The organism is Streptosporangium sp. DT93 (assembly GCF_049844535.1).
GTDB lineage: Bacteria > Actinomycetota > Actinomycetes > Streptosporangiales > Streptosporangiaceae > Streptosporangium.
This window is the reverse complement of record NZ_JBNCLF010000014.1, coordinates 43,796-69,481: the sequence shown is the minus strand read 5'-3', so window position 1 is coordinate 69,481 and position 25,686 is coordinate 43,796. Positions and strand designations below refer to the sequence as shown.

General features: G+C 73.5%; 26 protein-coding genes and 1 pseudogene. 10 read left to right on the top strand and 17 right to left on the bottom strand.

Translation table 11 applies throughout. The annotated features are described in order from the left end of the window. Positions 1 to 91 precede the first annotated feature (91 nt). The 3 genes from ACLQ2R_RS26880 to ACLQ2R_RS26870 all read left to right on the top strand — a co-directional run bounded on the left by ACLQ2R_RS26880 (position 92) and on the right by ACLQ2R_RS26870 (position 1,968). Complete coding sequence (locus ACLQ2R_RS26880; RefSeq protein ID WP_425963422.1) at positions 92 to 220, top strand: hypothetical protein; 129 nt, start codon at positions 92 to 94, stop codon at positions 218 to 220. A 184-nt stretch (positions 221 to 404) separates the two neighbouring features. Continuing rightward, positions 405 to 929 carry a hypothetical protein gene (locus ACLQ2R_RS26875; RefSeq protein ID WP_425963421.1) on the top strand — a complete coding sequence of 175 codons (525 nt, stop codon included), beginning with the start codon at positions 405 to 407 and terminating at the stop codon, positions 927 to 929. Positions 930 to 960: 31 nt separating this feature from the next. Next, positions 961 to 1,968, top strand: a complete 1,008-nt coding sequence (locus ACLQ2R_RS26870; RefSeq protein WP_425963420.1) for an RNA polymerase subunit sigma-70 — start codon at positions 961 to 963, stop codon at positions 1,966 to 1,968. A 45-nt stretch (positions 1,969 to 2,013) separates the two neighbouring features. Here the strand turns inward: ACLQ2R_RS26870 and ACLQ2R_RS26865 are convergent, their stop codons facing one another. The 4 genes from ACLQ2R_RS26865 to ACLQ2R_RS26850 form a co-directional block, all read right to left on the bottom strand. After that, positions 2,014 to 2,598: a dihydrofolate reductase family protein gene (locus tag ACLQ2R_RS26865; RefSeq protein WP_425963419.1), complete on the bottom strand. Its 585-nt coding sequence runs from the start codon at positions 2,596 to 2,598 to the stop codon at positions 2,014 to 2,016. Between the two features lie 202 nt (positions 2,599 to 2,800). Beyond that, positions 2,801 to 5,014 carry an SF1B family DNA helicase RecD2 gene (gene recD2, locus ACLQ2R_RS26860; protein WP_425963418.1) on the bottom strand — a complete coding sequence of 738 codons (2,214 nt, stop codon included), beginning with the start codon at positions 5,012 to 5,014 and terminating at the stop codon, positions 2,801 to 2,803. A 186-nt stretch (positions 5,015 to 5,200) separates the two neighbouring features. Further along, positions 5,201 to 6,070, bottom strand: coding sequence for an SDR family NAD(P)-dependent oxidoreductase (locus ACLQ2R_RS26855; protein WP_425963417.1), 870 nt, complete (start codon positions 6,068 to 6,070; stop codon positions 5,201 to 5,203). Positions 6,071 to 6,565: 495 nt separating this feature from the next. Beyond that, positions 6,566 to 6,766, bottom strand: coding sequence for a hypothetical protein (locus ACLQ2R_RS26850; RefSeq protein ID WP_425963416.1), 201 nt, complete (start codon positions 6,764 to 6,766; stop codon positions 6,566 to 6,568). A 264-nt stretch (positions 6,767 to 7,030) separates the two neighbouring features. Between ACLQ2R_RS26850 and ACLQ2R_RS26845 the strand changes: the two genes are divergently transcribed. Continuing rightward, on the top strand, positions 7,031 to 8,107 hold the full coding sequence (locus ACLQ2R_RS26845; protein ID WP_425963414.1) for a DUF4394 domain-containing protein: 1,077 nt from the start codon (positions 7,031 to 7,033) through the stop codon (positions 8,105 to 8,107). A 295-nt stretch (positions 8,108 to 8,402) separates the two neighbouring features. On the opposite strand, the gene ACLQ2R_RS26840 is transcribed toward ACLQ2R_RS26845, so the two are convergent. Further along, positions 8,403 to 9,077 (bottom strand): hypothetical protein, encoded by a 675-nt coding sequence (locus ACLQ2R_RS26840; protein WP_425963413.1) that lies wholly within the window; start codon positions 9,075 to 9,077, stop codon positions 8,403 to 8,405. Positions 9,078 to 9,230: 153 nt separating this feature from the next. Between ACLQ2R_RS26840 and ACLQ2R_RS26835 the strand changes: the two genes are divergently transcribed. Then, positions 9,231 to 9,764, top strand: a complete 534-nt coding sequence (locus ACLQ2R_RS26835) for a 2'-5' RNA ligase family protein (RefSeq protein WP_425963411.1) — start codon at positions 9,231 to 9,233, stop codon at positions 9,762 to 9,764. 394 nt (positions 9,765 to 10,158) lie between these two features. Beyond that, a complete protein-coding gene (locus ACLQ2R_RS26830) occupies positions 10,159 to 10,938 on the top strand; it encodes a S1 family peptidase (RefSeq protein ID WP_425963409.1) in 780 nt (259 codons plus the stop codon). On the opposite strand, the gene ACLQ2R_RS26825 is transcribed toward ACLQ2R_RS26830, so the two are convergent. From ACLQ2R_RS26825 to ACLQ2R_RS26810, 4 genes are all read right to left on the bottom strand, one after another. Then, positions 10,913 to 11,674: a class I SAM-dependent methyltransferase gene (locus tag ACLQ2R_RS26825; RefSeq protein ID WP_425963407.1), complete on the bottom strand. Its 762-nt coding sequence runs from the start codon at positions 11,672 to 11,674 to the stop codon at positions 10,913 to 10,915. The genes ACLQ2R_RS26830 and ACLQ2R_RS26825 overlap by 26 nt on opposite strands. A 293-nt stretch (positions 11,675 to 11,967) precedes the next feature. After that, on the bottom strand, positions 11,968 to 12,978 hold the full coding sequence (locus ACLQ2R_RS26820; protein ID WP_425963405.1) for a LacI family DNA-binding transcriptional regulator: 1,011 nt from the start codon (positions 12,976 to 12,978) through the stop codon (positions 11,968 to 11,970). Between the two features lie 278 nt (positions 12,979 to 13,256). Beyond that, entirely contained in the window at positions 13,257 to 14,141 is an 885-nt protein-coding gene (locus ACLQ2R_RS26815; RefSeq protein ID WP_425963403.1) for an SDR family oxidoreductase, read from the bottom strand. A 2-nt stretch (positions 14,142 to 14,143) separates the two neighbouring features. Then, positions 14,144 to 15,085 carry an EamA family transporter gene (locus ACLQ2R_RS26810; RefSeq protein ID WP_425963401.1) on the bottom strand — a complete coding sequence of 314 codons (942 nt, stop codon included), beginning with the start codon at positions 15,083 to 15,085 and terminating at the stop codon, positions 14,144 to 14,146. A 106-nt stretch (positions 15,086 to 15,191) separates the two neighbouring features. On the opposite strand from ACLQ2R_RS26810, the gene ACLQ2R_RS26805 reads away from it, so the two are divergent. After that, positions 15,192 to 15,725 (top strand): MarR family winged helix-turn-helix transcriptional regulator, encoded by a 534-nt coding sequence (locus ACLQ2R_RS26805; RefSeq protein ID WP_425963399.1) that lies wholly within the window; start codon positions 15,192 to 15,194, stop codon positions 15,723 to 15,725. Positions 15,726 to 15,889: 164 nt separating this feature from the next. Here the strand turns inward: ACLQ2R_RS26805 and ACLQ2R_RS26800 are convergent, their stop codons facing one another. Together ACLQ2R_RS26800 and ACLQ2R_RS26795 are read right to left on the bottom strand one after the other, a co-directional pair. Continuing rightward, complete coding sequence (locus ACLQ2R_RS26800; RefSeq protein WP_425963651.1) at positions 15,890 to 16,015, bottom strand: hypothetical protein; 126 nt, start codon at positions 16,013 to 16,015, stop codon at positions 15,890 to 15,892. A gap of 116 nt (positions 16,016 to 16,131) precedes the next feature. Then, positions 16,132 to 16,203: pseudogene (locus ACLQ2R_RS26795) on the bottom strand (hypothetical protein); the annotation flags it as partial. Between the two features lie 447 nt (positions 16,204 to 16,650). Between ACLQ2R_RS26795 and ACLQ2R_RS26790 the strand changes: the two are divergent. Continuing rightward, a complete protein-coding gene (locus tag ACLQ2R_RS26790) occupies positions 16,651 to 17,637 on the top strand; it encodes an aldo/keto reductase (RefSeq protein WP_425963398.1) in 987 nt (328 codons plus the stop codon). 13 nt (positions 17,638 to 17,650) lie between these two features. On the opposite strand, the gene ACLQ2R_RS26785 is transcribed toward ACLQ2R_RS26790, so the two are convergent. From ACLQ2R_RS26785 to ACLQ2R_RS26765, 5 genes are all read right to left on the bottom strand, one after another. Then, positions 17,651 to 17,911, bottom strand: coding sequence for a hypothetical protein (locus tag ACLQ2R_RS26785; RefSeq protein ID WP_425963397.1), 261 nt, complete (start codon positions 17,909 to 17,911; stop codon positions 17,651 to 17,653). Positions 17,912 to 18,012: 101 nt separating this feature from the next. Further along, a complete protein-coding gene (locus ACLQ2R_RS26780) occupies positions 18,013 to 18,930 on the bottom strand; it encodes a hypothetical protein (RefSeq protein ID WP_425963396.1) in 918 nt (305 codons plus the stop codon). Beyond that, a complete protein-coding gene (locus ACLQ2R_RS26775) occupies positions 18,822 to 19,742 on the bottom strand; it encodes an RNA polymerase sigma factor (RefSeq protein ID WP_425963395.1) in 921 nt (306 codons plus the stop codon). Before ACLQ2R_RS26775 ends, ACLQ2R_RS26780 begins: the two co-directional genes overlap by 109 nt. A gap of 686 nt (positions 19,743 to 20,428) precedes the next feature. Further along, positions 20,429 to 21,001, bottom strand: a complete 573-nt coding sequence (locus tag ACLQ2R_RS26770) for a hypothetical protein (RefSeq protein ID WP_425963394.1) — start codon at positions 20,999 to 21,001, stop codon at positions 20,429 to 20,431. A gap of 62 nt (positions 21,002 to 21,063) precedes the next feature. Beyond that, a complete protein-coding gene (locus ACLQ2R_RS26765; protein WP_425963392.1) occupies positions 21,064 to 21,270 on the bottom strand; it encodes a hypothetical protein in 207 nt (68 codons plus the stop codon). 267 nt (positions 21,271 to 21,537) lie between these two features. Here ACLQ2R_RS26765 and ACLQ2R_RS26760 point away from each other — a divergent pair, with 267 nt between their 5' ends. Further along, positions 21,538 to 22,227: a hypothetical protein gene (locus tag ACLQ2R_RS26760; protein ID WP_425963390.1), complete on the top strand. Its 690-nt coding sequence runs from the start codon at positions 21,538 to 21,540 to the stop codon at positions 22,225 to 22,227. Here the strand turns inward: ACLQ2R_RS26760 and ACLQ2R_RS26755 are convergent. Continuing rightward, complete coding sequence (locus ACLQ2R_RS26755) at positions 22,214 to 23,365, bottom strand: DUF418 domain-containing protein (protein WP_425963389.1); 1,152 nt, start codon at positions 23,363 to 23,365, stop codon at positions 22,214 to 22,216. The two genes, ACLQ2R_RS26760 and ACLQ2R_RS26755, sit on opposite strands and share 14 nt — an antisense overlap. Positions 23,366 to 24,228: 863 nt before the next feature. Here ACLQ2R_RS26755 and rox point away from each other — a divergent pair. Then, entirely contained in the window at positions 24,229 to 25,656 is a 1,428-nt protein-coding gene (gene rox / locus ACLQ2R_RS26750) for a rifampin monooxygenase (protein ID WP_425963388.1), read from the top strand. Positions 25,657 to 25,686: the final 30 nt, after the last annotated feature.

The following is a 25,686-nucleotide window of genomic DNA, read 5'->3' as shown; positions in this document are numbered from 1 at the left end:
GGCCCCACCGGGACATCCCCCCGCCGATACGGCGGATGTCCCGGTGGTGGTGCCCGCCGGGCCCGGCGAAGGTGAGGGAAGTGAGCGGGACGTGCGCGCAACAGGTGCGCGGCGCGGCGAGGGATCGCCGTGGGGGCGAAGGAGGAGCCGGATGCTCGACGTGAGCAGATCGCTGGTCGCCGGTCTGACGATGGCGGCGCTGACCGGGACGGCGGGGTGACCTCGGCCGCCTATGCCCGGTTGTTCCCGCGGCGCGTCCGGGCCGTGTACCTCGACGGGGTCATCAACCAGACCCGTGGTTTTCCCGACCAGACGCGGCCGCGCCGGCCTGCGCGCTGCACGGCCGGGACGCCGGGGCCCTGTGGCGCGAGCTGATCGCGGACGCCGACCGCGAGCCGATCCCGGTGCCCTCCGCGCAGTTCGGGAAGGGGGAGCTGACCGGGGCGCATCTGCGTTTCTACGGGTTCAACCCCGATCCGGGGCCCGGCCACTCCGGCTGGCTGGCGTTCGCCGGTGCGGTGGAGCGGGCCCGGCGCGGTGACGCGTCCGGTTTCGCGGAGACGGCCATCGGCAACGCGCGGGTGTGGGCCATGCCGGGGGTGCTCGCGATGACGTGCGCCGACGGGCGCGGGTACACCGGATACGCCCAGATGCGCCGGGTCGGGCACCGGGCGCGGAAGGAGGCGCCGAACCTCGGGGAGGTCTTCTTCGACGGGCTGGGCTGTACGGGGTGGCCGCTGCCGGTGGTCAATCCTCCTCGCCCGCTGCGGGCGGCCTGGCCGTCACCCGGTGCGGCGCGGGGGGCGGCGCGGGGGGCGGCGCGGGGGGCGGCGCGGGGGTGCGGGCCCGGCTCGTCCGGCCTGGCGAACGGCCCGGTGGCGGGGGCGTCACCGATCAGAAATCCTCCGCCACGTCGTCAATCCTGGTAGCCCCTCGCCACCTGCGGAAGGATCGACGACCATGACCGATGTCAGACCGCTCGGCGACGACGAGGCCGCGTTCCTCGCGGCGGCCCGCTCGGGCGACGCGGCGCGGTTCGCGCTCGTCACGGAGCGCCACCGGCGTGAGCTGCAGGTGCACTGCTACCGGATGCTCGCGAACTACGAGGATGCCCAGGACCTGACGCAGGAGACGTTCCTGCGGGCGTGGAGCAAGCGGGAGTCGTTCAGGGGCCACGCCGCGCTGCGGACCTGGTTGTACCGGATCGCGACGAACGCCTGCCTCGACTTCCTGGACAGGCGCAACGATCGCACACCCGTGCCGTTCGAGCTGCCGGAGACCGGCTCGGAGGTGCTGTACCTGCAGCCCTACCCCGACCGGATGCTTCCGCAGGACCCTCAGGAGTCGGTGGTGGCGCGGGAGACGATCGAGCTGGCGTTCATCGTCGCCGTCCAGCACCTGCCGCCGCGGCAGCGGGCGGTGTTCATCGTGCGCGACGTCCTGGGCTGGCCGGCGTCGAAGGCCGCCGACACCCTCGAGCTGACCGTCGCGTCGGTGACCAGCGCGCTGCAGCGGGCGCGGGTGACGGTGCGCGAGCGGCTGCCCGGCCGCCGCCTCGACTGGCGCAGCCCTGCCACGTACGAGCTGTCGGATGACGAGCGGGGCGTGGTGAGGTCGTACATGCGCGCCCATGAGCGCAACGACCTGGAGGGGCTGACGGCTCTGCTGCGCGACGACCTGCGCTTCGTGATGCTGCCCGAGCGGGGGACCTCGGTCGTCACGGCCAGGGACGCGGTGGAGGGCTGGGTCTGCGGCGGGCTCTTCCGGCGCGGTCACGACGACTGGCGCTGCGTCGCCACGACGGTCAACCTCATGCCCGCCGCCGCGCTGTATCTGCGCGCCCCCGGCGACGCGGAGTACCGTTTGTTCACCATCGCGGTCCTGCGCGTCGTCGACGGGAGGATCGCCGAGCTCACCGGGTTCGACGCCGCAGGCAAACCGTGGCTGGGCCTGCCCCCGACCCTGTGATCACAGGGGGTCCCCTCGCCGGCGGGTCCGGCGCGCGGGCCGCGGTCAACTCCTCGTCTCGTACCGGGTCAGTAGCACGCCGCCGGGAAACGTCCGCGTCTGCACCAGGGTCAGGTTCACCCAGCTGTCCAGGGCCGTGAAGAACGGTGTGCCGCCGCCCACCAGGACCGGGTGGGTGACCAGCACGTACTCGTCGATCAGCCCGGCCCGCATGGCCGCTCCGGCGAGCGTGGCGCCGCAGATGTCCATCGGGCCGCCGTCGCCGGCCTTGAGCCGGGTGATCTCGGCGACCGCGTCGCCGGTGACCAGGCGGGTGTTCCCTTCGACCGCGGCGACCGTCGAGGAGAACACCACCTTCGGCATGTCCCGCCAGCGGCGGGCGTACTCGATCTCCGCCGGTGTGGCGCCGGGCCGCTGGTCGGCGGTCGGCCAGTGGGAGCTCATCGCCTCCCACAGCTTGCGCCCGTACAGCGCCAGGCTCGTCGCGTCCACCCGGTCGGACCACCACTGGAACAGCTCCTCGCCCGCTGAGGAGTCCGGTCCCTCTCCCCCGCTCCAGCCGAGGTCGTCGCCGGGTGCGGCGATGTAGCCGTCCAGGGTCAGGTTCATGCCGAAGATCAGTTTCCGCATCGTGTCAGCCTTCCGTGAGTCGATCTCACGTGTACAGACGGGTACGGGGCGGAAACCTGATCGGTGCGTGTTCCGGGTGCGCGGGTGGTCCAGGTGTTGCGGACCCGGCGTGGCCCGGCGTGGGCCGCCGTGGGCCGCCGCGGGCCGCCGCGGGCCGCCGCGGGCCTGGTCCCGGCCGGCCTCGGCCGGGCCGTGTGCGGGCTCAGGGGTGGCGCAACCGGTGGGTGAGGCTGGTGTGGCGGCGTCCGGCGCCGCGGGTGCGTACCGCCTGGGCCAGCGCGCGCCGTGAGCCGACGATGACGACGAGTTTCTTGGCGCGGGTGATGGCGGTGTAGAGCAGGTTGCGCTGCAGCATCATCCAGGCGCTGGTGGCCAGCGGGATGACGACGGCCGGGTACTCGCTGCCCTGGGAGCGGTGGATCGACACCGCGTAGGCGTGGGTGAGCTCGTCGAGCTCGTCGAAGGCGTACTCGACGTTCTCGTCCTCGTCGGTGAGGACGGTCAGCTTGTGCTCGTCGGGCCTGATGTCGACGACCGTTCCCACGGTGCCGTTGAACACCCCGGCCGCGCCCTTCTCGTAGTTGTTGCGCAGCTGGGTGACCTTGTCGCCGACCCGGTAGACGCGTCCTCCGTAGCGGCGTTCGGGCATGTTCTCCCGGGAGGGGGTCAGGGCCTCCTGCAGGGCGTTGTTGAGGTTGCCGGCCCCGGCGGCGCCGCGGTGCATGGGGGCCAGGACCTGTACGTCGCGGCGCGGGTTGAGGCCGAAGCGGCGCGGGATGCGGTTGGCGACGACGTCGACGGTCAGGGCGGCGATCTCCTCGGGTTCCTCGCAGGGGAACAGGAAGAAGTCGCTCATGCCCGTCAGGGCGGGGGGCAGGCCGGTGTTGACGCGGTGGGCGTTGACGACCACTCCCGACTCCTGGGCCTGGCGGAAGATGTGGGTCAGCCGTACCCGGGGGATCTCCTCCTCGGCGGCCAGCAGGTCGCGCAGGACCTCGCCGGCGCCGACGGAGGGAAGCTGGTCGACGTCGCCGACGAACAGAAGGTGGGTGCCCGGGGCGACGGCCTTGACGAGTTTGTTGGCCAGCAGCAGGTCCAGCATGGAGGCCTCGTCGACCACGACGAGGTCGGCGTCCAGGGGGTTGTCGCGGTCGAAGGTGGCCTCCCCGCCCGGGCGCAGCTGCAGCAGCCGGTGGACGGTGGTGGCCTCGTGGCCGGTCAGCTCGGCCAGGCGCTTGGCGGCCCTGCCGGTGGGGGCGGCCAGGATGACCTTGGCCTTCTTGGCGCGGGCCAGGGTGACGATGGAGCGCACGGTGAAGCTCTTGCCGCAGCCGGGGCCGCCGGTCAGGACCGCGACCTTCCGGGTCAGCGCCAGGCGTACCGAGGCGGCCTGCTCCTCGGCCAGGTCGGCGCCGGTCCTGGTGCGCAGCCAGGTCAGGGCCGCCTCCCAGTCGACGCCGGTGAAGGCGCCCAGGCGGTCGTGCTCGCTGGTCAGCAGGGTGCGCAGCGCGCCGGCCAGGGACAGTTCGGCGCGGTGGAAGGGCACCAGGTAGACCGCGGGGACGCTGCCCTCGCCCACGGGGACGTCCTCGCGGACGACGCCCTGTTCGGCGACGAGGTCCTCCAGGCAGCGGGCGGTGAGGTCGGCGGGGACCTCCAGGATCTTGACGGCGTCGCCGACGAGGTTGGGGGCGGGCAGGTAGCAGTGGCCGTCGTCGGCGGCCTGCGACAGGGTGTAGCGCAGGCCGGCCTTGACGCGCTCGGGGCTGTCGTGGGGGATGCCGACGGCCTGGGCGATGGTGTCGGCGGTCTTGAAGCCGATGCCCCACACGTCGTCGGCCAGGTGGTAGGGCTCGCTCCTGACGACGGTGATGGAGCGGTCGCCGTACTGCTTGAAGATGCGCACCGCGATGGAGGTGGACACGCCGACGCCCTGAAGGAAGATCATCACCTCTTTGATGATCTTTTGTTCCTCCCAGGCGACGCCGATCATCTTGGTGCGCTTGGGGCCCAGGCCGGGCACCTCGACGAGCCGCTCGGGGGTGGTCTCGATGACCTCCAGGGTGTCGACGCCGAAGTGGTCGACGATCCGGTCGGCCATCTTGGGGCCGATGCCCTTGATCAGGCCTGAGCCCAGGTAGCGGCGGATGCCCTGCACGGTGGCGGGCAGCACGGTGGTGTAGGACCACACCTCGAACTGCTTGCCGTAGCGGGGGTGGGAGGCCCAGCGGCCGGTCAGGCGCAGCGACTCGCCGGGCTGGGCGCCCAGCAGGGGGCCGACGACGGTCAGCAGGTCGGCGCCGGAGCGGTCGGTGGCCACCCGCGCGATGGTGTAGCCGGTCTCCTCGTTGGCGTAGGTGATGCGCTCCAGGACCGCGTCCAGCGTGGTCGAGACGCCGCGTTCGGCCTGCTGCACGCCACCCCTCCCCTTGCCCGAGTCCGCCTGCGGATGCGCTGGCGCAAGTGTAGGCCAGCGGGCGCCCTCCGCTTCCCCTCCGCCCCCGTCGCGCCGATGATCTCCCCGGTACGGCGGCGTCGCAGGCTTCGGGGACGGGCGCCCGTGTCCGGGCGGTGCGCCGGGGAGCGCGGGACTGCCGGGTTCTCAGAGGTCGCCGGGTTCTCGGGGGTCTCGGAGTCCTCGGAGGTCCTGCCGGGCCTCGGGGTCGTGGCCGAGCACCGAGCGCCCGCCGTCGACCGGGACGGTCGCGCCGGTGATGAAGGCGGCGTCGTCGCCGAGCAGGTGGGCGATCGCGGCCGCCACCTCCTCGGGCCGCGCGATCCGGCCCAGCGGGTGCAGCAGCGCCATCTGCCGCTCGATGCGGGCGGCGTCGCGGGCGGGGCGGGAGGCCAGAAGGCCGGTGTAGCGCTCGGTGTGCACCGAGCCGGGCGCCACGGCGTTGACACGGATGCCGCGCGGCCCGTACTCGACGGCCAGGGCGCGGGTCATCCCCTCCAGCGCCGCCTTGGCCGTGGCGTACGGCAGGCAGCCCGGGACCGCCCGGCGGGCCTGGTGGGAGGAGACGTTGACGATCGCCCCGCCGCCGCCCTGGGCCAGGAAGCGGCGGACCGCGACGGCGCAGCCGACGACGGCGCCCTCGAGGCCGCGCACGATGAGGTCCATCACCCGGTGGGGCGGATCGCGGTCGACGGAGGCGTCCTGGAAGACGGCGGCGTTGTTGACCCAGCCGGCGAGGGTGCCCGCCGCCTGGGCGGCGTCGGCCGCCCGCCCGGCGACGGTCTCGTCCGCGGCGTCACCGGCCACACCGGCCAGGCGCGCCGCCGCGGGATGGCCGCGCAGCCAGGCCAGGGCCTCGGGGTCGCGCTCGACGACGACGACCACACCACCGCCCACACCACCGCCCACACCGCCGCCGTCACCGCCCGCGCCGGTGCCGGTCCGGGTGAGCAGGCGCTCGGCGACGGCCCTGCCGATGCCGCGGCCTCCTCCGGTCACCACGTACGAAAGGCTCATGCGTCACATCCCTCCGGCCGGGGCGCCCCGGCCGTCGAAGGACGCCGGGGTCCGGCGCTCCCCTACGGTGCGGGCCGCCGGTCGCCTCACTGCTTTCCGCTTCGGCCCCATGAGACGTCATGGAACGACACGATGTCAAATACTTCTATCGAAGCACTTCGACAGTCGCGGGAAATGCGCAGGACGCGGTCCGGGGATCCGCTCGCGGCCGGGAGGCGCCTCTCCCCGGCCCGCCCGGCGGCCCCGCCCCGGGCGCCCCGGGGGCCCCCCTGCGCCCCGCCGGCCCCGCCCCGCCCCGGCCCGCCCGGTCCGCGACGATGCCCGCGACGGGCCCGCGACGGGCCCGCGACGGGCCCGCGACGGGCCCGCGACGGGCCGGCGTGCACCCTCGTCATCGGTGTGCGCCGTCATCGTGTCCGGCCGGTTCGCCCCGCCCCGTGACCGAGGCGGGCGGGTCCTCGCGGGCCCGCCCGGCCACGGCGCCTTCGACGGCCCTCAGACCGAGGACGGCCTTTCGTAGCCCTCGTCCTGGCCGTGGACGTCGGTGTCGGGATCGTTCTCGGGCTGACCTGCCGGGTCGGTCGGCGAGGGAGCGAACTCGTCGGCGAAGTCGGGTTCGTCGTGAACGTCCTGCTGGTCGGCGCGGCGGTCCGCCAGCGGGACGTCCTCGTCGGAGGCGGGTCCGGAGTTCGGCATTGTTCCTCCCGATATATGACAGCGCCCGTACGGAGAACGGGCGAAAAGGTCCTCCCCGCCCGTCTGCCCAGGTCCGGGCGGCTCAATCGTCGTTCCGGCCGGCACCCCACCCCGGCCGGGAGCCGAGCGGGCCGGGGGCTGGAGGGCTTGGCGCGCTCTTGGCCGGATCGCGACATCGCGTTGCGTGAGGAAGGATCTACGATCCGTGGGAACGCCGTCACCGGTACCTGGGCGACGCGAGCCGCGACCGCGAAGGAGAGGCACATGCGAGGGACCCTCACCGCCACCGTGCTGGCGTTGAGCACGGCGGCCTCCGCTGTACCGGCCTCCGTACCGGCGCAGGCCGGGCCCGGCCGTCAGGGCCCGGCCGGGAGCGTCGCCGCGACCGCCTCCCACGTCACCTCCCACGTCACCGCCGGGAGCGGCGCGGACGAGACCGCGAGGGGCGAGGTGCGCAGCGGCCCGGGCGGCGGGAGGGGCGGGGTGGCGGGGCACGCGGGCCGGGCCAAGGTCGGTATCGGCGTCGTCGGGCTGACCTCCGACCAGCGGCTGGTCGCCTTCGACATCCGCTTTCCCGGACGCGTCCGCGAACTGGGCAGGATCGACGGCCTCCAGGGGGACGCCGCGATCGTCGGCATCGACCACCGCGTACGGGGCGGCGGACTGTACGGCGTCGGGGACCGGGGCGGCGTGTACACCCTCGGGGGGGCGGGCAAGGCCACCAAGGTCTCCCAGCTCACGGTGGCGCTGAACGGCTCCGCCTTCGGCGTGGACGTCGATCCCGCCGCCGACGTGCTGCGTGTGATCGGCGACACCGGGCAGAACCTGCGCCACGACCTCGAGGGGCCCGGCGCCGACGGCGTCCGGCCGGCTCTCACGACCACCGGCCGGACCGTGGCGGACCGGCCGCTGACGACCACGCCCGTCCCCGCGCCCGCCGCGCCCGCCGCGCCCGCCGTGCCCACCGCGCCCGCCCCCGCGCTCGGCGTCTCGGGCATCGGGTACACCAACAACGACCTCAGCGCCGACACCGCCACCGCGCTGTTCGCCGTGGACACCGCCACCGACCGGCTGGCGCTGCAGTCTCCCGCCGACGCCGGCCTGCTGATGCCCACCGGCAGCCTGCGGGTGGCCGTGACCGGTCCCGCGGGCTTCGACGTGCACAGCTCGCTGCGCGGCGGGGTCACCGTCTCCAACAGCGCCTTCGCCACGCTCAAGGTCGCCGGCCGCTACCGTCTCTACGGCCTGAACCTGCTCACCGGCGCCGTCAACTACAACTACGGCGCCTTTCCCGCCGCCCGTCAGGTCGTCGACATCGCCGTCCGGCTCGACCGCGGCTGACCCCCGCCCGTCTTTCGTCTCTTGACCGCCCGGAGCGCACCTCCCGGCCACACCGGCGGGCGCCGGAGCCCGGACGTGGACCACCGGGGCGGCAACCTCGGCAGCGGCGTCGCCGAGGCGAAGGACTCGACGAGGCGGTGTCGTGACCGAGCCCGCTGGAGGCCGCTGGAGGCCGCTGGAGGCTGCTGGAGGCTGTAGGTGCAGACCGACAGGCCGGGCCGGCCGGGCATGTCGAAGGTGTCGAAGGTGAGGTGGAGGTCGCCGCCCTCGGGGTGGTGGTAGATCTTGCGGCCGGTCAGCAGACGCCGGGCAGCGAGCAGACCTTCACCGTCATCTTCCGGGCGTCCTTCAGCTGCCGGCGGAAGTCCGAGGCGTGCACCCCGCTGTACTCCCTGGCTTGCGTGTAGCTCACCAGGGCGCGGCCCTTGCGCACGATGACGCCCCGCTGGCCGCCGATGGCCGGACCCGCGTTTTTGCGGTCGTAGTTCTGGACGATCACCCGGACGGCCTGGTCGCCCAGCTTGATCTTCTCCGTCCGGCCCTTGGCGACCACCTGGCCGCCCTGGTCGACCTCGCATCCGCCGACCCGCCTGCGCAGGTCGGCCATGGCCGTGCGCGCAGCCCGCTCGGAGCGGTAGATCACGACCTGCTCGGCCTGGTGGACCTCCAGCGCCAGGTAGGTGACCGTCCGGGTGCTCACCCGGCCCCGGTCGGTGGAACGGCCCACGTCGCAGGGCGAGAGGTTGAGGCGTTCATGCCGGTCGCTGATCGTCCACTTCTCCTCCTCCGGGTACTTCACCGGCTTGCGGGCCCGGGTCTCGTGGAGCAGGAAGTCGCTCGGCAGTCTCCCACCGGCCTTCCCCTCTCCCGCGTGCTTCTGCGCGGTGGCGGCCGTCCCGGTGGCCGCCGCGGCGGCGCCGCCTCCCGCCAGGACGAGCGCGGTGAGCGCCCCGGCCGCCATCTTCGCCATGCGATTCATCGTCCGCCCCGTACCCGCCATGGTCGCTCCCCCGCGTCCGTTCTCCGGTCTCATGCACGGTACGACGGGCCTTCCGCGCAAAAGGTTCGCGCCCATGGGGAAGAGATCCGCGGCCGGGCGCAGCGCACCCGTTACCGTTGCCGGATGCACACCATCGAGCTGACCTGTGACGACATGCTCGACTCGGCGGTGCGCGCGGCCTGGGACCGGCTGGCGGCCGCAGGGCTTCCCAGCCAGGCCCGGCACCCGCACCCGACCAACCGCCCCCATCTGACGCTGGCGGTCTGCGAACGGCTGCCGCCCTACACGCCGGCCGCGTTCGCCGAGGCCTTCGCCGACCTGCCGGTGCCGGTCAGACTGGGACCGCTGCTGCTGTTCGCCGGCCGGGCACGGGTGCTCGCCTGGGGCGTGGTGCCACAGGCCCGGCTGCTGGCCGTACACGCGGGGGTGTGGCGGGTGCTGGGCGGCTCCTGTGGCGGCAACCCGCTGCACGCGCCGGGACGGTGGCTCCCGCACGTGACGCTCGCCCGCAACCTGGACACCGCGACCCGGGCGCAGGCCGTCACGGTACTCGACGGACTGGCCGAGACCACCGGGACGTTCTCCGGCGCGCGCAGCTACGACGACGCGCTCCGCACGACCCTCCCCTTGACGGGACAGGACCGACGACGAAGATGAACTTTCCGCCGCCGATTCCCGCGCCGATCCTCCCCGGAGGCCGGTCACGCTCACCTGCGGCCGACCGGCGGTGCCGCGGTCCGTCCGGAGGTGTCTCCGGCGGGGGTGTCTCCGGCAGGTGACGGCGTCGATCACGACGACCCTCGGGACACTGCCGCGGCCTTGACCGCGGGGTTCGGGGTCACCACAGGTCAGAAGCCACTTCGTTGGAAATTTCCTCATCGCTGCCGAGACCCCCTCGAAGGCCGCGAAGGCTTCGCCCGCGTGGCGTGCGGCCTTCGCGAGTTCGGCGACGCCGGTTGTTCTAGGGTGGCCTGGCCCGCGTCGTACGATCCGACCAGCGATGCGCGGAAGCTCCCCCCCGCTTTGAGAGCCGAGGCCGAGGAGAGCACACATGCCGCGCAACCACACCGCCGTCATGGGCCGTGCCCTGGCGCTCGCCGCGCTGACCGCACTGGCCGGGGCGAGCCTGATCCCCCTGGCGGCGGGTGCCGGCGGGGCAGGGTCGGCCCAGGAGCCGCCGTCCCCGTGGGCGATCCGGGCGCCGGTGGCGCACACCGCGGTACCGCGGCCCGCCCGGACGGCGTCCCCGTCCCCGCGGGTGCCGTGGATACCGCCGGACATGCTGGCCGCGCTCCAGCGCGACCTCGGCCTCACCAGGGAACAGGTCCAGGAGCGACTGCTCAACGAGATCGTGCTGTCCTCGGCCGAGGCGCGGTTGCGTAAGGAACTGGGCGTCCGCTTCGGCGGGTCCTGGTTCGACGGGCTCCTCTCCCGGACGCTGGTGGTGGCCACCACCAGCGCCGCCGACGGCCCCAGGATCACCGCCGCCGGTGCCGTTCCCGCCGTGGTCAGGTGGTCGCTGGCGCAGCTGACCCCGATCCGCAGGAGGATCGACGAGGTCCTGTCCGCCCATCCCGCCGGGATGGGCGTGCGCTACATCGACGTGCGGCTGAACAAGGTCGTGGTGCTCTCCCGGACGCCCGCGGCGGCCGAGCGGATCATCAGGTCCATCGGGGTGAACCCGGCCGCGGTGGTCGTGTTGCCCTCCACCGAGCAGCCCGGTCCCGTTCCCTCACCGGCATCGCCCCCCGAGCGGGTGTCCCCCGGTACCGGCGCCCCGGCCGGCCCGGCGGACGCGTGCCCGGTCAGGTGGGCTTGCGCGCCTCGATGAGGAAACGCGTCGCCCGGGCGGTGAAGGGGCCCTCGTCGCGGATCCGGTCGTGCAGCTCACGCAGCCGGTCGCGGTGGCGGTCGACGGTGAAGCCGGGGACGATCCAGATCACCTTGCGCAAAAAGTAGATCACCGCGCCGACGTCGAGGAACGCCATCGGCAGGGACTCGAAACGCAGGTCGACGACGCTCAGCCCCGCCGCCTCGGCCGCCAGGCGCGCGTCGTCGGGATGACGGTGGCGCAGCTCGCGCGGCGCGGGCGGGCCCAGGAAGTACGCGGCGAGCTCGGCGACGCTGGCATGGCCCACCTGCTGGGACAGGTACGTACCCCCCGGCCGCAGCACCCGGGCGATCTCCTCCCACCAGACGGTCACCGGATGGCGGCTGGTCACCAGGTCGAAGGCCTCGTCGGCGAACGGCAGCGGCGGCTCGTCGGCGTCGGCGACGACGAGCGCGCCCAGGGGGTGCAGCAACCGGGTCGCACGGGCGAGGTTCGGCGCCCAGGACTCGGTGGCCGCCATCACCGGGGGAAGCCGCCCTACCCCGGCGAGGACCTCCCCGCCGCCGGTCTGGATGTCCAGCGCCGCCGTGACCCGGCCCAGCCGCTCGCCCATCAGGCGCTGATATCCCCAGGAGGGGCGCTGCTCCTCGGCCCGGCCCCGCAGCCAGGAGAAGTCCCAGCCCTCCACCGGGGCGGCCTCGGCCTCGGCCACCAGGTCCTCGAAAGTTCGTGACATGCCTCGATGATCCCCGTGACCGGACGCGCGGACCATCGAATATTCCCGCCCGGGCCGGGGACCCGGCGCCCGCCGTCTCGGCGTGGGGGGATGTCCGGCCTGGCCGGACACGGCGCCTCCGGCGACGCCGGCCTCGACGGCCGACGCGACGACCGGACGCGACGGCCGGTGCGGTGGCAGGTCTCCGGCGGCCGGGCTCGGTGGCCGGCTCGGTGCCGTCTTGGTGGCCGGGCGCGCTCGTACCCCCCTTGCCGGCACGGGAGCAGTGCCAGTGCGTCACGAGCGGCGCCCGCTCAGTGGCCGGGCGCGCTCGTGCCCCGGGTGATCAGGTGCAGCTCCAGCGTCACCTGGCGGGCGGTCGCGGGTCGCTCCAGCCGCCGCAGGAGCAGTTCCATCGCGGTGCGGCCGGAGTCCTCCAGGGGCTGGCGCACGGTGGTGAGGTCGAGGGCCTCGGCCAGGTCGCCGTCGTCGAAGCCGGCCACCGCCAGGTCGCCGGGCACGGCGAGACCGAGGTCGCGCGCGGCCCGCAACACCCCGGCGGCGAGGGTGTCGTCGGCGGCGAAGACGGCCGAGGGGCGCTCCGGCCCCGACAGCAGTTCCACGGCGACGGCGCGGGCCGCGGCCAGGTCGTGCGCGCTCAGTCGCACGTCGCCGTCGGCGAGGGGACGCCCGGCCTCGGCCAGGGCGTCACGGTAGCCCGCCAGGCGCCGCTGGGACGGCGAGACGTACAGGCCCGACCTCTGGGCCTCGCCCAGGAATCCGAACCGGCGGTGACCGGCGCCGAGCAGGTGCTCGGCGACCAGCCGGCCGCCCGCCTCGTCGTCGGTGCACACCGAGTCGAAGCCGCGACGGCGGACGTCGAGGAGCACCGTGGGCAGCCGCGCGGCGGCCAGGCGGTCGGCCACCGCCTCCTCCAGGCTGAGGCTGACGACGACGAGCCCGTCCAACCGGCCGGTGATGGGCAGCCCGGCCAGCAGCGGTGAGGAGCTCTGCGCGGCCGACTCCTGGTCGAACAGCACGACCTCCAGGGGCCGGTCGCCGACGGCCCGCAGGATGCCGTTCAGCCGCCGGGCCACCGACGGGTAGGAGGTGAAGGGGGCGATCACCCCGACGCGTCCCACGCCCCGGCGGGCCTTGGCGACCGCGTCCTGCTTGGGGACGAAGCCGAGCGCGTCGGCGGCCTCCAGGACCTTGCGGCGGGTCTCCTGGCTGACCCTGGACGGGGAGTTGAGGGCCAGGGAGACGGTGGAGATGCTGACGCCCGCCGCGCCGGCGACGTCGTAGATGGTCGTGCGGGCCGCCACGTGTCACCCCTGACGAAAAGCGTGCCGGAACGGGCCGGAGAGGCGGTCTCCTCCCGGGCGGGAATCCTACCAAGCGCCTCCGGCGGTCCCGCGGGGATCGCTCCGGCCCGCCGGACACGGCCCCCGCGGCTCCCGCGGCGACAGCGCCCCCTGCCGCCCTGCGCCGGGGACGACCGCCCTGTCCGTACGCCGAACCGGAACGAACCGAGACGCGGCGCGAGGGCGGATCCGGTCGCCGATCCGGAGGGGTGCGGTCCCGGATGCGGCGGGGCGCGGGCTCAGCCGCCCCCGGCCGGGGCGAACGCGGCGGCGTGGTCGCGGACGAAGTCGGCGACGTCGCGCGGCGGGCGGCCCAGAAGGGAGGCGACCGTGTCGGTGGTGAGGTCCCCCCAGCCGGAGGCGTACGCCCGCGCGTACTCCTCCAGCATGTCGACGATCCATCCCGGGACGCCGTACCCCAGCAGCGTCGCGCGCCTGGTGTCGTCGCCGACCGGCAGGTAGGCGACGGGCCGGCCCAGGGCGAGCCCCGCTCGCGCGGCGACCTCGTCGAACGTCAGCGAGCACGGGCCGGTGAGGGTGTAGGTCCGGCCGTGGTGGCGGCCGAGGTCGTCCAGGAGCACGCGGGCGGCGCACTCGGCGATGTCGCGGACGTCGATCATGCCGATCCGCGCCGAGGCCATGTTCAGCGAGAACGTGCCGGTGGCGCGGATGTCGCCGGCCTCGTTCAGCAGGTTCTGCATGAACCAGTGGGGGCGCAGGACGGTCCAGCGCATGCCGCAGCGTTCGGTCTCGCGGTCCGACAGCGCGTGCAGCCTGCCGCTGCGGTTCGGCGCGTCGTGCGCCGCGCCGACGACCGACAGGCGCACGACGCGCTCCACACCGGCCTGGCGCGCGGCCCACATGGCGTTCATGGCGTTCTCCGGCGCGCGGGGGCCGTTGGGGACGAGCAGCCACACGTCCTGCACGCCCTCGAAGGCGGGCGGCAGCGACCGGGCGTCGTCGAGGTCGCCGGTGACGACCTCGGCGCCCCGCGCGCGCGGGCCGTCCGCGGCGGAGCCCTCGCGCACCAGGGCGCGGAGGTTCACCCCCGTGCCCTCCAGCGCGTCCATCAGCGCGGTGGAGACGGTTCCGGTGGCTCCGGTGATCAGTACGGTGCGGGACACGTTCAGGCTCCTGTGGTGGTGGTGGTGGTGGCGGGGACGGGGGCACGGGTGGCGCCGGGGGACAGTTGCGCGGCGGCGATGGCGGCCAGTGCGAGCACGAACCCGGCGCCCTGCCAGGGCGTCAGGGACTCGCCGAGGAACACCGCGCCCAGGACCGTGGCGACCATGGGTGAGAGCAGGGTCAGAAACGACACCGCGACCACGGGCAGCCTGCCGATGCCGTGGAACCAGACCACGAAGGACAGCAGGGCGCCCACGACCGCCAGCCACGCGTAACCGCCGATCGCGCGAAGGTCCAGCGCGGGCGGGAGCCCCTCGAAGGCGAGCGCGGGCGGCAGGAGCACCAGTCCGCCCGCGGTGAGCTGCCAGGCGGCGACGGTCGCCGCGCCGGCGCCGGGAGGGCGTCCCCAGCGCTTGGTCAGGACGATCCCCCCGGCCATCACGCCCGCGGCCGCGACGCCGGCCAGCAGGCCGAGCGGGTCGAAGGAGAGCCGGCCGCGCAGGACGATCAGCCCGACGCCCGCCACCCCGGCCAGGCCCCAGCCCAGCCGCCAGGGCGTGGGCCTCTCCCCCAGCAGCAGGAACGCCAGGCCGACGACGAACAGGGGCTGGACGGCGGTGAGGGTCGCCGCGACGCCGCCGGGCAACCGGTAGGCGGCGACGAACAGCAGCGCGAACAGCGCGCCGATGTTGAGGGTGCCCAGCAGCAGCGAGCGCCACAGCCACGCCCCGCGCGGCACCCTGCGGGTGAGGGCGAGCAGCACCAGCCCGGCCGGCAGGGCGCGGATCACCCCGGACACCAGCGGGTGGCCGGTCGGCAGGAACTCGGTGGTGACCAGGTAGGTGGTGCCCCAGCTGACCGGCGCGGCCGCCGTCAGCGCGGTCAGTCCCAGGGTGCCGGTGGGCGGGGACAGGCCGGCGTCCGGCCGGCTCGGGATCGGCATCGCCCAATCTCCTTAACGTTGAAATGTTCAGCGTTGAGGAATGTAGTCACCCGTTAGGATGACGTCAAACAGTTTCACGTTGAGATGTTCTGGGGGTGGCGGGCCCGTGGAGGACAACGTCGACTGGCGGATGGACCAGTGGCGGGCCGAGCGGCCCGACATCGACCCCTCCCCGATGGGCGTGGTGGCCCGTATCCAGCGCGCCTGCCGCCTGCTGGAGCGCGAGCTGCGCGACCACTTCGCCACCCACGACCTGCAGCTGTGGGAGTTCGACATCCTGGGGACGCTGCGCCGCTCCGGGCCCCCCTTCCGGCTCACCGCGGGGCAGCTCGTCGAGGCGTCGATGGTCACCTCCGGAGCGATCACCAACCGGATCGACCGCCTGGTCGCCAGGGAGCTGGTGACCCGCGAGGTCGACCCCCTCAACCGGCGCAGCGTGCTGGTCACGCTGACCGGGCGCGGCCGGGAGCTGATCGATCCGGTCGTCACCGCCCACGTCGACCTGGAGGCGAGGCTCCTGGGCGAGCTGAGCGGCGACGACCGCGACCGGCTCGCCGATCTGCTGCGCAAGCTGCTCATCGTCCTCGGCGACCACTCCCCCGGCAACCCCCTCGGCCCTCGCGCGCCCCTCGACACCTGAGACCGGCCCGCGGGGACCGTACGCCCCGCGAGCCGGTCACGGCCGTCCCCGAGCCGGTCACGGCCGTCCGCGACCCCGGACCGGCGGCCCAGGACCGGCGGCTCAGGGCCCGCGGCTCGGGACCCGCCGCTCAGGACCAGGGCCGGCGGCTCGGGACCCGCGGCTCAGGCCGCCGCCAGTGCCTCGGTGGGAGGCAGGCGCGCGGTACGCATCGCCGGGTACAGCCCGGCGAGCGTGCCGGTGACCAGCGTCGCGCCGATCGCGCCGCCGAAAGCCCAGGGCGGCACCACCGCCGGCCACCCCTTGGAGGCGGCGTAGCCGACGCTTCCCAGCGCGCCGAGCGCCGCCCCGCCACCCCTCCGATCGCCGACAGCAGCAGCGACTCGGCCAGGAACTGCACGCGCACCTGCCCCCGGGTCGCCCCCAGCGAGCGGCGCAGGCCGATCTCCCCGCGCCGCTCGAGCACGGAGATCACCATCGTGTTGGCCACGCCGACCCCGCCGACCAGCAGCGCCACCGCGCCCAGGCCGAGCATGAGACCGGCGAAAGCGCCGGCGGCGGCTGCTGCGGGCCGGAGGGGTTCACGCGGCGGGGTGGCGTGAGCGGCGACCGGAGACCGCCGCCGTGTCAGCGGAAGCAGCCGAGCCGACGTGGCGCAAGAGGCTCACCGACGCCGACCGGCGCGGCTTGTCGGCCTTGTTCTGGACGCATCTGAACCTGTACGGCACGTTCGAGCGTGACATGGGCAAACGGCTCGACCTTGGCCCAGAACCTCGGCCCGAGCCTGGGTGCGGAGGTACAGCAGCCCGTCCGATCCGGCCGTTCACAGGGACAGGCTTGATCGAGGCCCGGTGGCTGTCTTCGGGCGTCCTCGTCGATACTGGCCGAGACCGGTCGCGCCCGGTCGCCGATCATGGAGGTGGGAGTGCACACCAGGACCCTGGGACAAGGTTTTGAGGTGTCGGCCCTGGGGCTGGGCTGCATGGGCATGTCACAGAGCTACGGCCCCAACCCGGGCACCCGCCAGGACATGATCGATGTGATCCGGTCCGCGGTGGAGGCCGGGGTGACCTTTCTCGACACCGCCGAGGTCTACGGCCCCTACCTCAACGAGGAGCTCGTCGGCGAGGCCGTCGGCCCGATCCGTGAGCGGGTGCAGGTCGCCACCAAGTTCGGCTGGGACATCGCCGACGGCAGGGCCGTCGGCCTGAACTCCCGGCCCGGGCAGATCCGCAAGGCCGCCGACGCCTCCCTGCGCCGCCTGGGCGTGGAGACGATCGACCTGTTCTACCAGCACCGGGTGGACCCGGCAGTGCCGATCGAGGACGTCGCCGGAACGGTCGGCGAGCTGGTACGGGCGGGCAAGGTCACACACTTCGGCCTGTCGGAGGCCGGGGCCGCCACGATCCGCAAGGCCCACGCCGTGCACCCGGTCACCGCGGTGCAGTCGGAGTACTCGCTGTGGACCCGCGACCCCGAACCCGAGGTGCTGCCCGCGTGCGCGGAGCTGGGCATCGGGTTCGTGCCGTTCAGCCCGCTGGGCAAGGGATTCCTGACCGGCGCCGTGAACGCGGGGGCATCCTTCTCCGACGACGACATCCGGGCCACCATCCCCCGCTTCGAGGCCGGGAACCTCTCGGCCAACCAGGCCCTGGTGGATCACCTGCGCGCGCTGGCCGAGGCCAAGGGCGCCACGCCGGGACAACTCGCGCTGGCATGGCTGCTGGCCCAGCGGCCGTGGATCGTCCCCATCCCGGGCACCCGCCGCCCATCCCGTCTGCGGGAGAACGCCGGCGCGACCGCGGTGGGACTGTCCGCGGACGAGCGGGCCGACCTGGACGCCCTGGCCGCCAGGGTCGGCGTGGCCGGCGACCGCTACAACGAGGCGCACATGAACATGGTCGGACGCTGAGAGCCCCGGTCGATCACCCGAGGGGGCCGACGGTGTCCCGCCTCAGGTCGCCGGCCTCGGCCAGGGTGCGGTAGAGCGAGGCCAGGGAGGGGTTCCTGCCCGCGTCGACCCCGGTTTTGACCGTCGGCTTGCTGGCGATGTCGAAAACCGGCACGCACTTGTCGCGCAGCGCCAGGGCGAAGGTGAGCACGTCCTCGCCGAAGACCTTTCGGTGGCTCTCCTTGCCGGGGTGGACACAGAACGCCTGTCCCCGCGGGCCGGCATCGCGCGACACCGAGATCCGGCTACAGGAACTGTGTGAACGCGCCTGTCAGCTGACTCCTCCACCGCGCAGACCCCGGCCGCGCGCTCGTCGCCGCCGGGATCGGCCCCCCTTCACTTCCCCTGCTTGCACCCCTTCGGTGGAGAAGCCGGCGAGCTGGTCCAGCCCGGCTCGGGGCCGTGGGCCTGGTAGCCCATGACCTCACCCCTGGTCGCCCCCAGAGCGGTGCGGGCCGCGTGGGAAACGCGCGAGAGCGTCTCCCCCGTCCCCGGGTCGAGGGTCTGCCTGTCGTGGACCGGCAATTCCTTGCGCGGCTTGTCGGAGTACACCAGGGAGCCTCCCGCCCCGCCGAAGTCCACGGATATGCCCTTTCTGCCCAGCGGATCCGTCACCGTGCCCACGACCTTGGTGGCCGGCAGACCGGCCAGGACGCGGATGATCGCGGCGCGCTGGGCAGGGCCGAGCGGCATGCCCAGGAGGTTCACGGTGGTCGGCAGGAACGTCTCGAAAGACTGCGTGAAGCCGCGGCGGTTCCAGATCTCGTGGTAGGCGCGGAGCTGCTTCATGAGCGCGGCCGGCTCGGTGGGGATCGCGGCCAGATCGGCCATGGTGAACTCGCCGACCGTGGTGTCGGGATAGTTTCCGGTGGGATCCATCCTCAGGGTGTACCTGCAGTCCTCCGGCTCGTCGGCGACCGGAATCGAACCGCACGGCCCGCCGGTCGCACAGTGCCCCTTGACCCGGGCGGAAGCTCCCGCCGCCCGCCAGGCGCGCTCGTCCTCGGCCGTGGCCGGGCGGGCGCTGTCCTGCCGCCACACCTGCGTGAGCACCAGATCAGCCGGGTCGCGCGGCTGCCAGGTCTCGCGGCGGCCGACCACCACGAGCCTGTAGCCACCGGTGGACAGGTGGCTGCCGTCGATCCTCACCTCGCGCCAGTAGGCGCCGCTCTCCGCGGGGAGCTTCTCGATCCTGTCTGCCAGGTCGAACAGCTCCTGGTTGGTCCTCGGCGGACCGAGCACGGCGGGGGCCACGCCAGGTCCGTCACCAGCGCGAAGACCAGGGCCACGATCGCGGCCGTGGACAGCGGCGCCCACAGGACCCACAGGCGTGCCCGGGTCCGCGAAGCCGGGGCAGCCGGCGGGGTCCGTCTCGGGCGCGATGGCCCGCGCGAGGGTTCTCCTGGTGCCTCGGCGGTGGCCATGAACAGCATGTCGTCAGCGGAGATACGCGATCCGCGGTCCAGCGAAGCCGGGCGGGCCATGGCGAGCAGGTCCATCGCATCGGGCTTGCGGCTCATCGCAGTTTCCTTCCTGGAACGGTCACAGGCTTTCGGGACGGGACGGGACGGGGCGGGACCGGTGGCGTCGATCGCCGACTGCAGCCGGCGGCGCGCTCGATGCAAGCGGACGAAGAAGGCGGCCTTGGTGCAGCCGAGTACCTCGGCCGCCTCCGTGGTGGACAGGCCGTGCCAGGTGGTCAGGGTCAGGATCTCTGTGTCGGCTTCCGACAAACCGGCCAGGGCGCGGAGTACGGCGACGCGCTCGGTGGCGTGTTCGCCCACGTCGGTGGCCGCCTCCTCCATCCACGTTCGCAGTTCGGCTTCCAGCGACCCGCGCCGGGCGGCCTGCCGGAAGTTGTCGCGCAGAATGTTGCGCGCGACGCGAAGGAGCCATGGCAACTGCGCGTGGCCGGGGATGCTGTCCAGACGCCGCCAGGCCACCAGGAAGGTCTCGCTGACCACTTCCTCCGCGAGGTGATGTCCGGCGCGACTTGCCACGTAGCCGTACACCCGCGCCTGGTAGGTGTTGTAGAGCGCGGTGAAGCGCTCAGGGGGGTTCGGCAAGCCGGTTCCTTCGGCCGGGGACAAACATTCATGGAGCAAGTGGTCCGAAGGAAGGCTTTCTTACATCCCGATTCCCGCATCTTCCCACCAGTTCGGTCTCGGGCTCCTGCCAGGACGCGACCCCGAGCGGACCGGCCGGCCTACCCCGCGTCCCGCCTACGCCCTCTCGGAGGGCTTACTCGGCCGGCGGCGTACGGCGTCGCCCTTCGGGTGCCCGTACAGGTGAAGCGGGGCACGCCGAGCAGGGCGGCGACCTGCTGGACGGTCTTGACCCTGGCGTCGTACAGCCGCCGGGCGAGGGGTTGCCTGGTCGGCGGTGAGCTCGGGCCGGCGGTGAGGCTGCGGCGGCCGAGCAGGTTCAGGTCGTCCCTGGCGCGCTACCGTGATGATGCGTACTCGGTGAAGATCGGCGCGGTCGCCGGGAGCGGGCTCCGCCCCTCGGCCGCGCACCGGTCGGCACATGCCTGGCTCTGGCGCCGGCAGGCCCGGCGGGGGTTCGCGGCGATGCCGTCCCGGATCCGGGCGTGCGTCGGCTCCGCCACCACGAGGTCGGCCGCACTGTGCCCGGCCACCGCAGGGACGCCGCTCGGTCCGGGTTCCCGGGCAACGGTGGCCCGGCTCGATGAAGGTGGCACGGCCAAGGGCTTTCGAGCTGGACGCGTGCCACTTTCACTGAGCCAGAACAGTCAGTAGGCGCACTGGACGACGACGTCGTCGAGTTCGGCGAGGGGGGCGAACAGGTGGTTGAAGGCCTTTGCCACGGTCAGCCGCAGCACGACATCGGAGCGCTGCGCGGTCCAGCTCACCGTGTGCAGGCGCCAGCCGTTCGCCGTCTGGTCCACCGGTACCGTCTTCAGGGCGATGTAGTTCCAGTTGGCCGGGTTGATGACCTCCAGGTTGAAGGTCGCCGCGGCGTTGCGCAGGTCCAGCCAGACGCCTGCGGTGCAGCGGGCGCCGGGGTGGGCGGGCACCGGGGTGAGGGAGATGGTCCGGCTGATCGAGCACCACCCGCCGGTGTTGCTGACGCGCAGGCCGGCCATGCCGGTGCCGGTACGGGGCGAGGCGACGCCGGCGCTCTGGAAGTAGGGGGTGTCGCAGTCGCCCTGGTCGGTGAACGTCCACCGGGCGGCCGGGTTCGACGCCGGTTCGAAGCCGTCGGAGAGCTGCCAGATGCCCGCGGACGCGGGCCCGGCCGGGACGAGGACCACCGCGAGGGCGATGACCGCCGCCATCAGCGCGCGTGGGAGTGCTGAGCGCATAACCAAGCTCCTTCAGATCTGGTAGGACCAGGGCGAAGATTGTTTCCGGGCGGGTGCTCTGTTCAGGGGGTCGGCCGGGAGTTGTCGTAGGCGTTCAGGTGGTGTTCGCAGCTGGACCATCGACGGTTGATGCGGTCGGTGACGGTGTATTTGATCTCTTCGGTGCAGGGGGCGTCGGGGCCGTTTCCGCCCCAGGTGCAGCGGCTGCGGCTGACGCGGCCGGGTGCGAAGTCGCCTGGATCCCAGGCCCTGAGGTGTGCGGCCTGCATCCCGACCTCCTCGAAAGGTCGTAGTGTTCCGGTGCTCACCGTCTCGACGCCGCTCCAGCCCTGGGGTGGGGTCGACGTCGTTTCCCTCAGCCGAGCCACCTCGGCGCCGGGACCGGAGCAGCGAGCCGTACGGCGCGATCCTGAGTTTCGCGACATTCGAGACACCCTTACCTGTGCGCGGGTGAAGTGGTGCGATCCGGCCCGGCCACCGGACGGGGTCGTCCGGGGTCGTCTTCCGCCGGGTTTCGATCTCACACGATGCCAATTATGGGAGATCGACGTGAGATCGGCGACAGCGTGACCGAGATCATCCCCACCGACGTCATCCGGCCCGGCACCATCTCCCCCGGCACCGTCTCCGGGACGGGCGCCGTGGCGCTGCCCGCTCCGATGGTGTCCACCGTCGGCGACATCCCGGGCCTTCGTCCTCGCCGGGCCCGCGGCGACGGCGGCGACGGCGACGGCGGCGAGGTGCGGGCGGCCGACGTCGACGCCGTCGACGCGCTGAAGACCGCGACCTGGTCGACGGTCGCAGCCTGGGTGCGCGCGGGCAAGGCCGTCACCACCCGGCGCGCCCGCCCGGCCGACGTCGACGCCTTCCTGCGCCGGCTGACCGTTGAGCTCCCGGGCGTCGGTCTGCTGCAGGTGAGCGAGGGCCACCTGACGCACTACCGCGACGGCGCCGGCACCGCGCGCACCGGCCTTTCCCGGTCCGGCGTCGCCCTGGCCCTGGCCCCGGCGGCGGTGTCGCGGCGCCCGTCGAGCCTGCCGTCGCTGTATGGCTACGCCACCCGCCGCCGCGTCCTTGCCCTCAAACGCGCCCGTCGGCATGGCGCGATGCGCGACCGCGTTGATCCCGGTCGCGCAGCGGTTCGCGGACCCGCCGGGGATCCGGTGTCGAGACCACCGCCGCAGGTGCCCCCACCGCCTTCACCGGCGACGGTCACCGGTAGGTGACGCGCCGTACCAGCACCTCGAACGGCCCCCGGTGCCCCGCCCGCCGCATCCGGTCGGCGACCACCACGGTGATCAGCCACGTGCCGGCGGCCAGCAGCGCGGTGGTGGCGACCGTCAGGGTTCCGGAGAGATCGAGCAGGAACGGGGTGAAGACGAGGGCCCAGACGACCGACTGGGCCAGGTAGCAGGTCATCGACCGCTGACCGGCGGCGGTGATCGCCAGGAGCACCGGCCCGGGGGCGCGCGCCCGGAGCCGGACGGCGACGAGCGACAGCGCGGCGGCGTAGCCGAGGCCGCCCAGGGTCCCCGTCGCGTCGTGCAGGGAGCCCAGCGACTCCAGGAGCGGCCGGGCCGGGGGCGCCACCACGCCGGCGAGCACCAGCGCGACCGGCTGGGCGCCGAGCACCGCGGCGCCGATCCCGGCCGACGCCGCGACGCGCAGCGCCGTCAGGTGGAGCTCCGGCCGCTCCAGGACGCGCCGGCGTCCCGCCCACACCCCGATCAGGAACGGGCACACGAACCCGAGAGGGCCGAGAAGGGCGACGTAGAGGGACGCCTGGGCCCGGGTGACGATCATCGTGAGCACGTCCGGCGGGAGCATCGCGACGTCCGGCGGGTCGGTTCCCACGGTCGACGAGGCCCCGTCCGGCAGCGCCGTGACCAGGAAGAACAGCAGGGCCACGGCGAGCAGCCACCGGTCCCTCCAGCGCACCGCCCACGCCCCCGCCAGCAGCAGCACGCCGTACGCCGCCAGGATGTCGCCGGCGTAGAGCAGCACCGCGTGCGCGAACCCCACGACCACCAGCACGAGGCCGCGCCGCCACAGCAACCGGCGCACCGCCCGCGGACCGCGTTCCCGCTGCCGGTCGGCGATCCGGGCGATGCCGTACCCGAACAGGGCCCCGAACATCGGGAACGCCCGTCCGTCGACGAACGTCGAGATGAACCAGACGACGGCCGCGTCGACGCCCGAGCCGCCCCGCGGGTAGCCGCCGAGCACCGACGGGCCCCGCAGGAAGTAGTGCGTGTTGGCCAGGGCGATGAACAACAACATGAGACCGCGCGCCAGGTCGGGTCCCGGGGCGCGCGCCGCCAGGGGCGTCGGCCGGGACGGGACCGCCGTCGCCGGATCAGCCACGGGTGCCCCGAGGGCCCGGATGAAGGGATGCCGTCATGCCCGAGAGCCAACCACTCACCCGTCCCGCTTCCATCGTGCTTCGGTAGGGGCCGGAGCCGACCAAAGTCGGTCTCCACCGGATCGAAGAGGCCCCCTTCCGGCGCGGCCGGAAGGGGTTTCACCAGCTCCCCGGCGGGCCGCTCGCCCTCACGCAGCAGGTCGAGAATCTTCCTGCGGTGCGGCTCGGCCAGGGCTGCGTAGGCGCTCATCCGTTTGCCGTATGGAAACATGACCCCGCAGTCCAGGGCCGGGCCGGCGACGGGGCCGGTCTCCCCGCCACCTACGGCGGCATCTTCGTGGAGCCGGTCCCTCGTCCGGAGTGGGAGGGGACGGCAACGGCCCGTCGGTGCGGCCGGCCGGATCACCCGTAGGGGCTGATCGCGTCGCAGGGGCCCGGCGGTGTTCCGCGACGACGAAATCCCGGCTCAGGAGTGTTTCGGTGGTTCGTCACGCCTCCCGGCAACGCGGGCGAGGCGGGATGTGCCCTGGATGCGTCCGGGACCGGTGGCGGCTTCGCGTCGGGAGGAGCCGGTCCGTCCGTAGCGGACGGCGAACAGCGGCCGACAAAAGGTAAAGGCAAGGAGGTAGACCACTCCTTGCCACTTTCAACGTATAGCGCACCGGGGGGCTTGCGGCAAGACCCGGGTCGTGCTGCAGAATCATCGGCCGGAGCCAGAACCTGGGGAAATCAGAGGTTCGCGCGGTACGCGTGCCGTGTCGACGTGGGGCTCGCGGGACGCCGGACCGCCGGTGGGGCGCGGCGCGAGAGCACGGGGTGCGCGGAGCATCTGGCTGAAGACGCAATCTTGTCGAATAGGGGTTTCATGATCGACGTGATCATCGCCGGTGGCGGGCCGACCGGCTTGATGCTGGCCGCCGAGTTGCGGCTGCACGGCGTGCGGGTGCTCGTGCTGGAGAAGGAGACGGAGCCGACCGCGTACGTCCGTTCGCTCGGCCTGCACGTGCGCAGCATCGAGGTGATGGACCAGCGCGGCCTGCTGGAGCGCTTCCTCGCGCTCGGCCGCCAGCATCCGGTCGGCGGGTTCTTCGCCGCCATCACCAAGCCCTCGCCCAAGGGGCTGGACACCACGCATCCCTACGTCCTCGGCATCCCGCAGCCCGTCACCGACCGCCTGCTCGCCGAGCGCGCCACCGAGCTCGGCGCCGAGATCCGGCGTGGCCGCGAGCTGATCGGGCTGAGCCAGGACGAGCGCGGGGTGACCGTCGAGCTGGCCGACGGCACGCGGTTGCGCTCGCGCTACCTCGTCGGCTGCGACGGCGGCCGCAGCACGGTGCGCAGGCTGCTCGGCGTCGGCTTCCCCGGCGAGCCCTCCAGGAACGACACCCTGCTGGGCGAGATGGAGGTGGCCGTGCCACCGGAGACGCTGGCCGCCGTGGTGGCCGAAGTCCGCAGGACCCACCTGAGGTTCGGCGTCGGCCCCTTCGGGGAGGGCGTGTACCGGGTGGTCGTGCCCGCCGGCGGGGTCGCCGAGGACCGCTCGGTCCCGCCGACCCTGGAGGACTTCAAGCAGCGGCTGCGGGTCTTCGCCGGCACCGACTTCGGCGTGCACTCGCCGCGCTGGCTGTCCCGGTTCGGTGACGCCACCCGGCTGGCCGAGCGCTACCGGAGCGGCCGGGTGCTGCTGGCCGGCGACGCGGCGCACATCCACCCCCCGGTCGGCGGGCAGGGGCTCAACCTCGGTGTCCAGGACGCGTTCAACCTGGGCTGGAAGCTGGCCGCCGAGGTGAACGGCTGGGCACCGGAGGGGCTGCTGGACAGCTACCACACCGAACGGCACCCGGTGGCCGCCGACGTGCTGGACAACACCCGCGCGCAGATGGAGCTGATGTCCGCCGAGCCGGGGCCGCGGGCAGTGCGGCGGCTGCTGGCGGAACTGATGGACTTCGAGGACGTGAACCGCCACCTGATCGAGAAGATCATCGCGATCGGGGTCCGCTACGACCTCGGCGAGGGGCACGAACTGCTCGGCCGGCGGATGCGGGACGTGGCGCTGAAGCGCGGCCGCCTCTACGAGCTGACGCGCGGCGGCCGCGGGCTGCTGCTCGACCAGACCGGCCGGCTCTCGGTGGCGGGCTGGGCGGACCGGGTCGACCACGTCGTCGACGTCAGCGAGGAGCTGGACGTGCCCGCGGTGCTGCTGCGGCCGGACGGCCACGTGGCGTGGGCCGGTGAGGACCAGCGGGACCTGCTCGACCGGCTGCCCAGGTGGTTCGGCGCCGCCGCCGGCTGAGCGCGGCCTGAGAGAGCGGGCTCCGTCCGT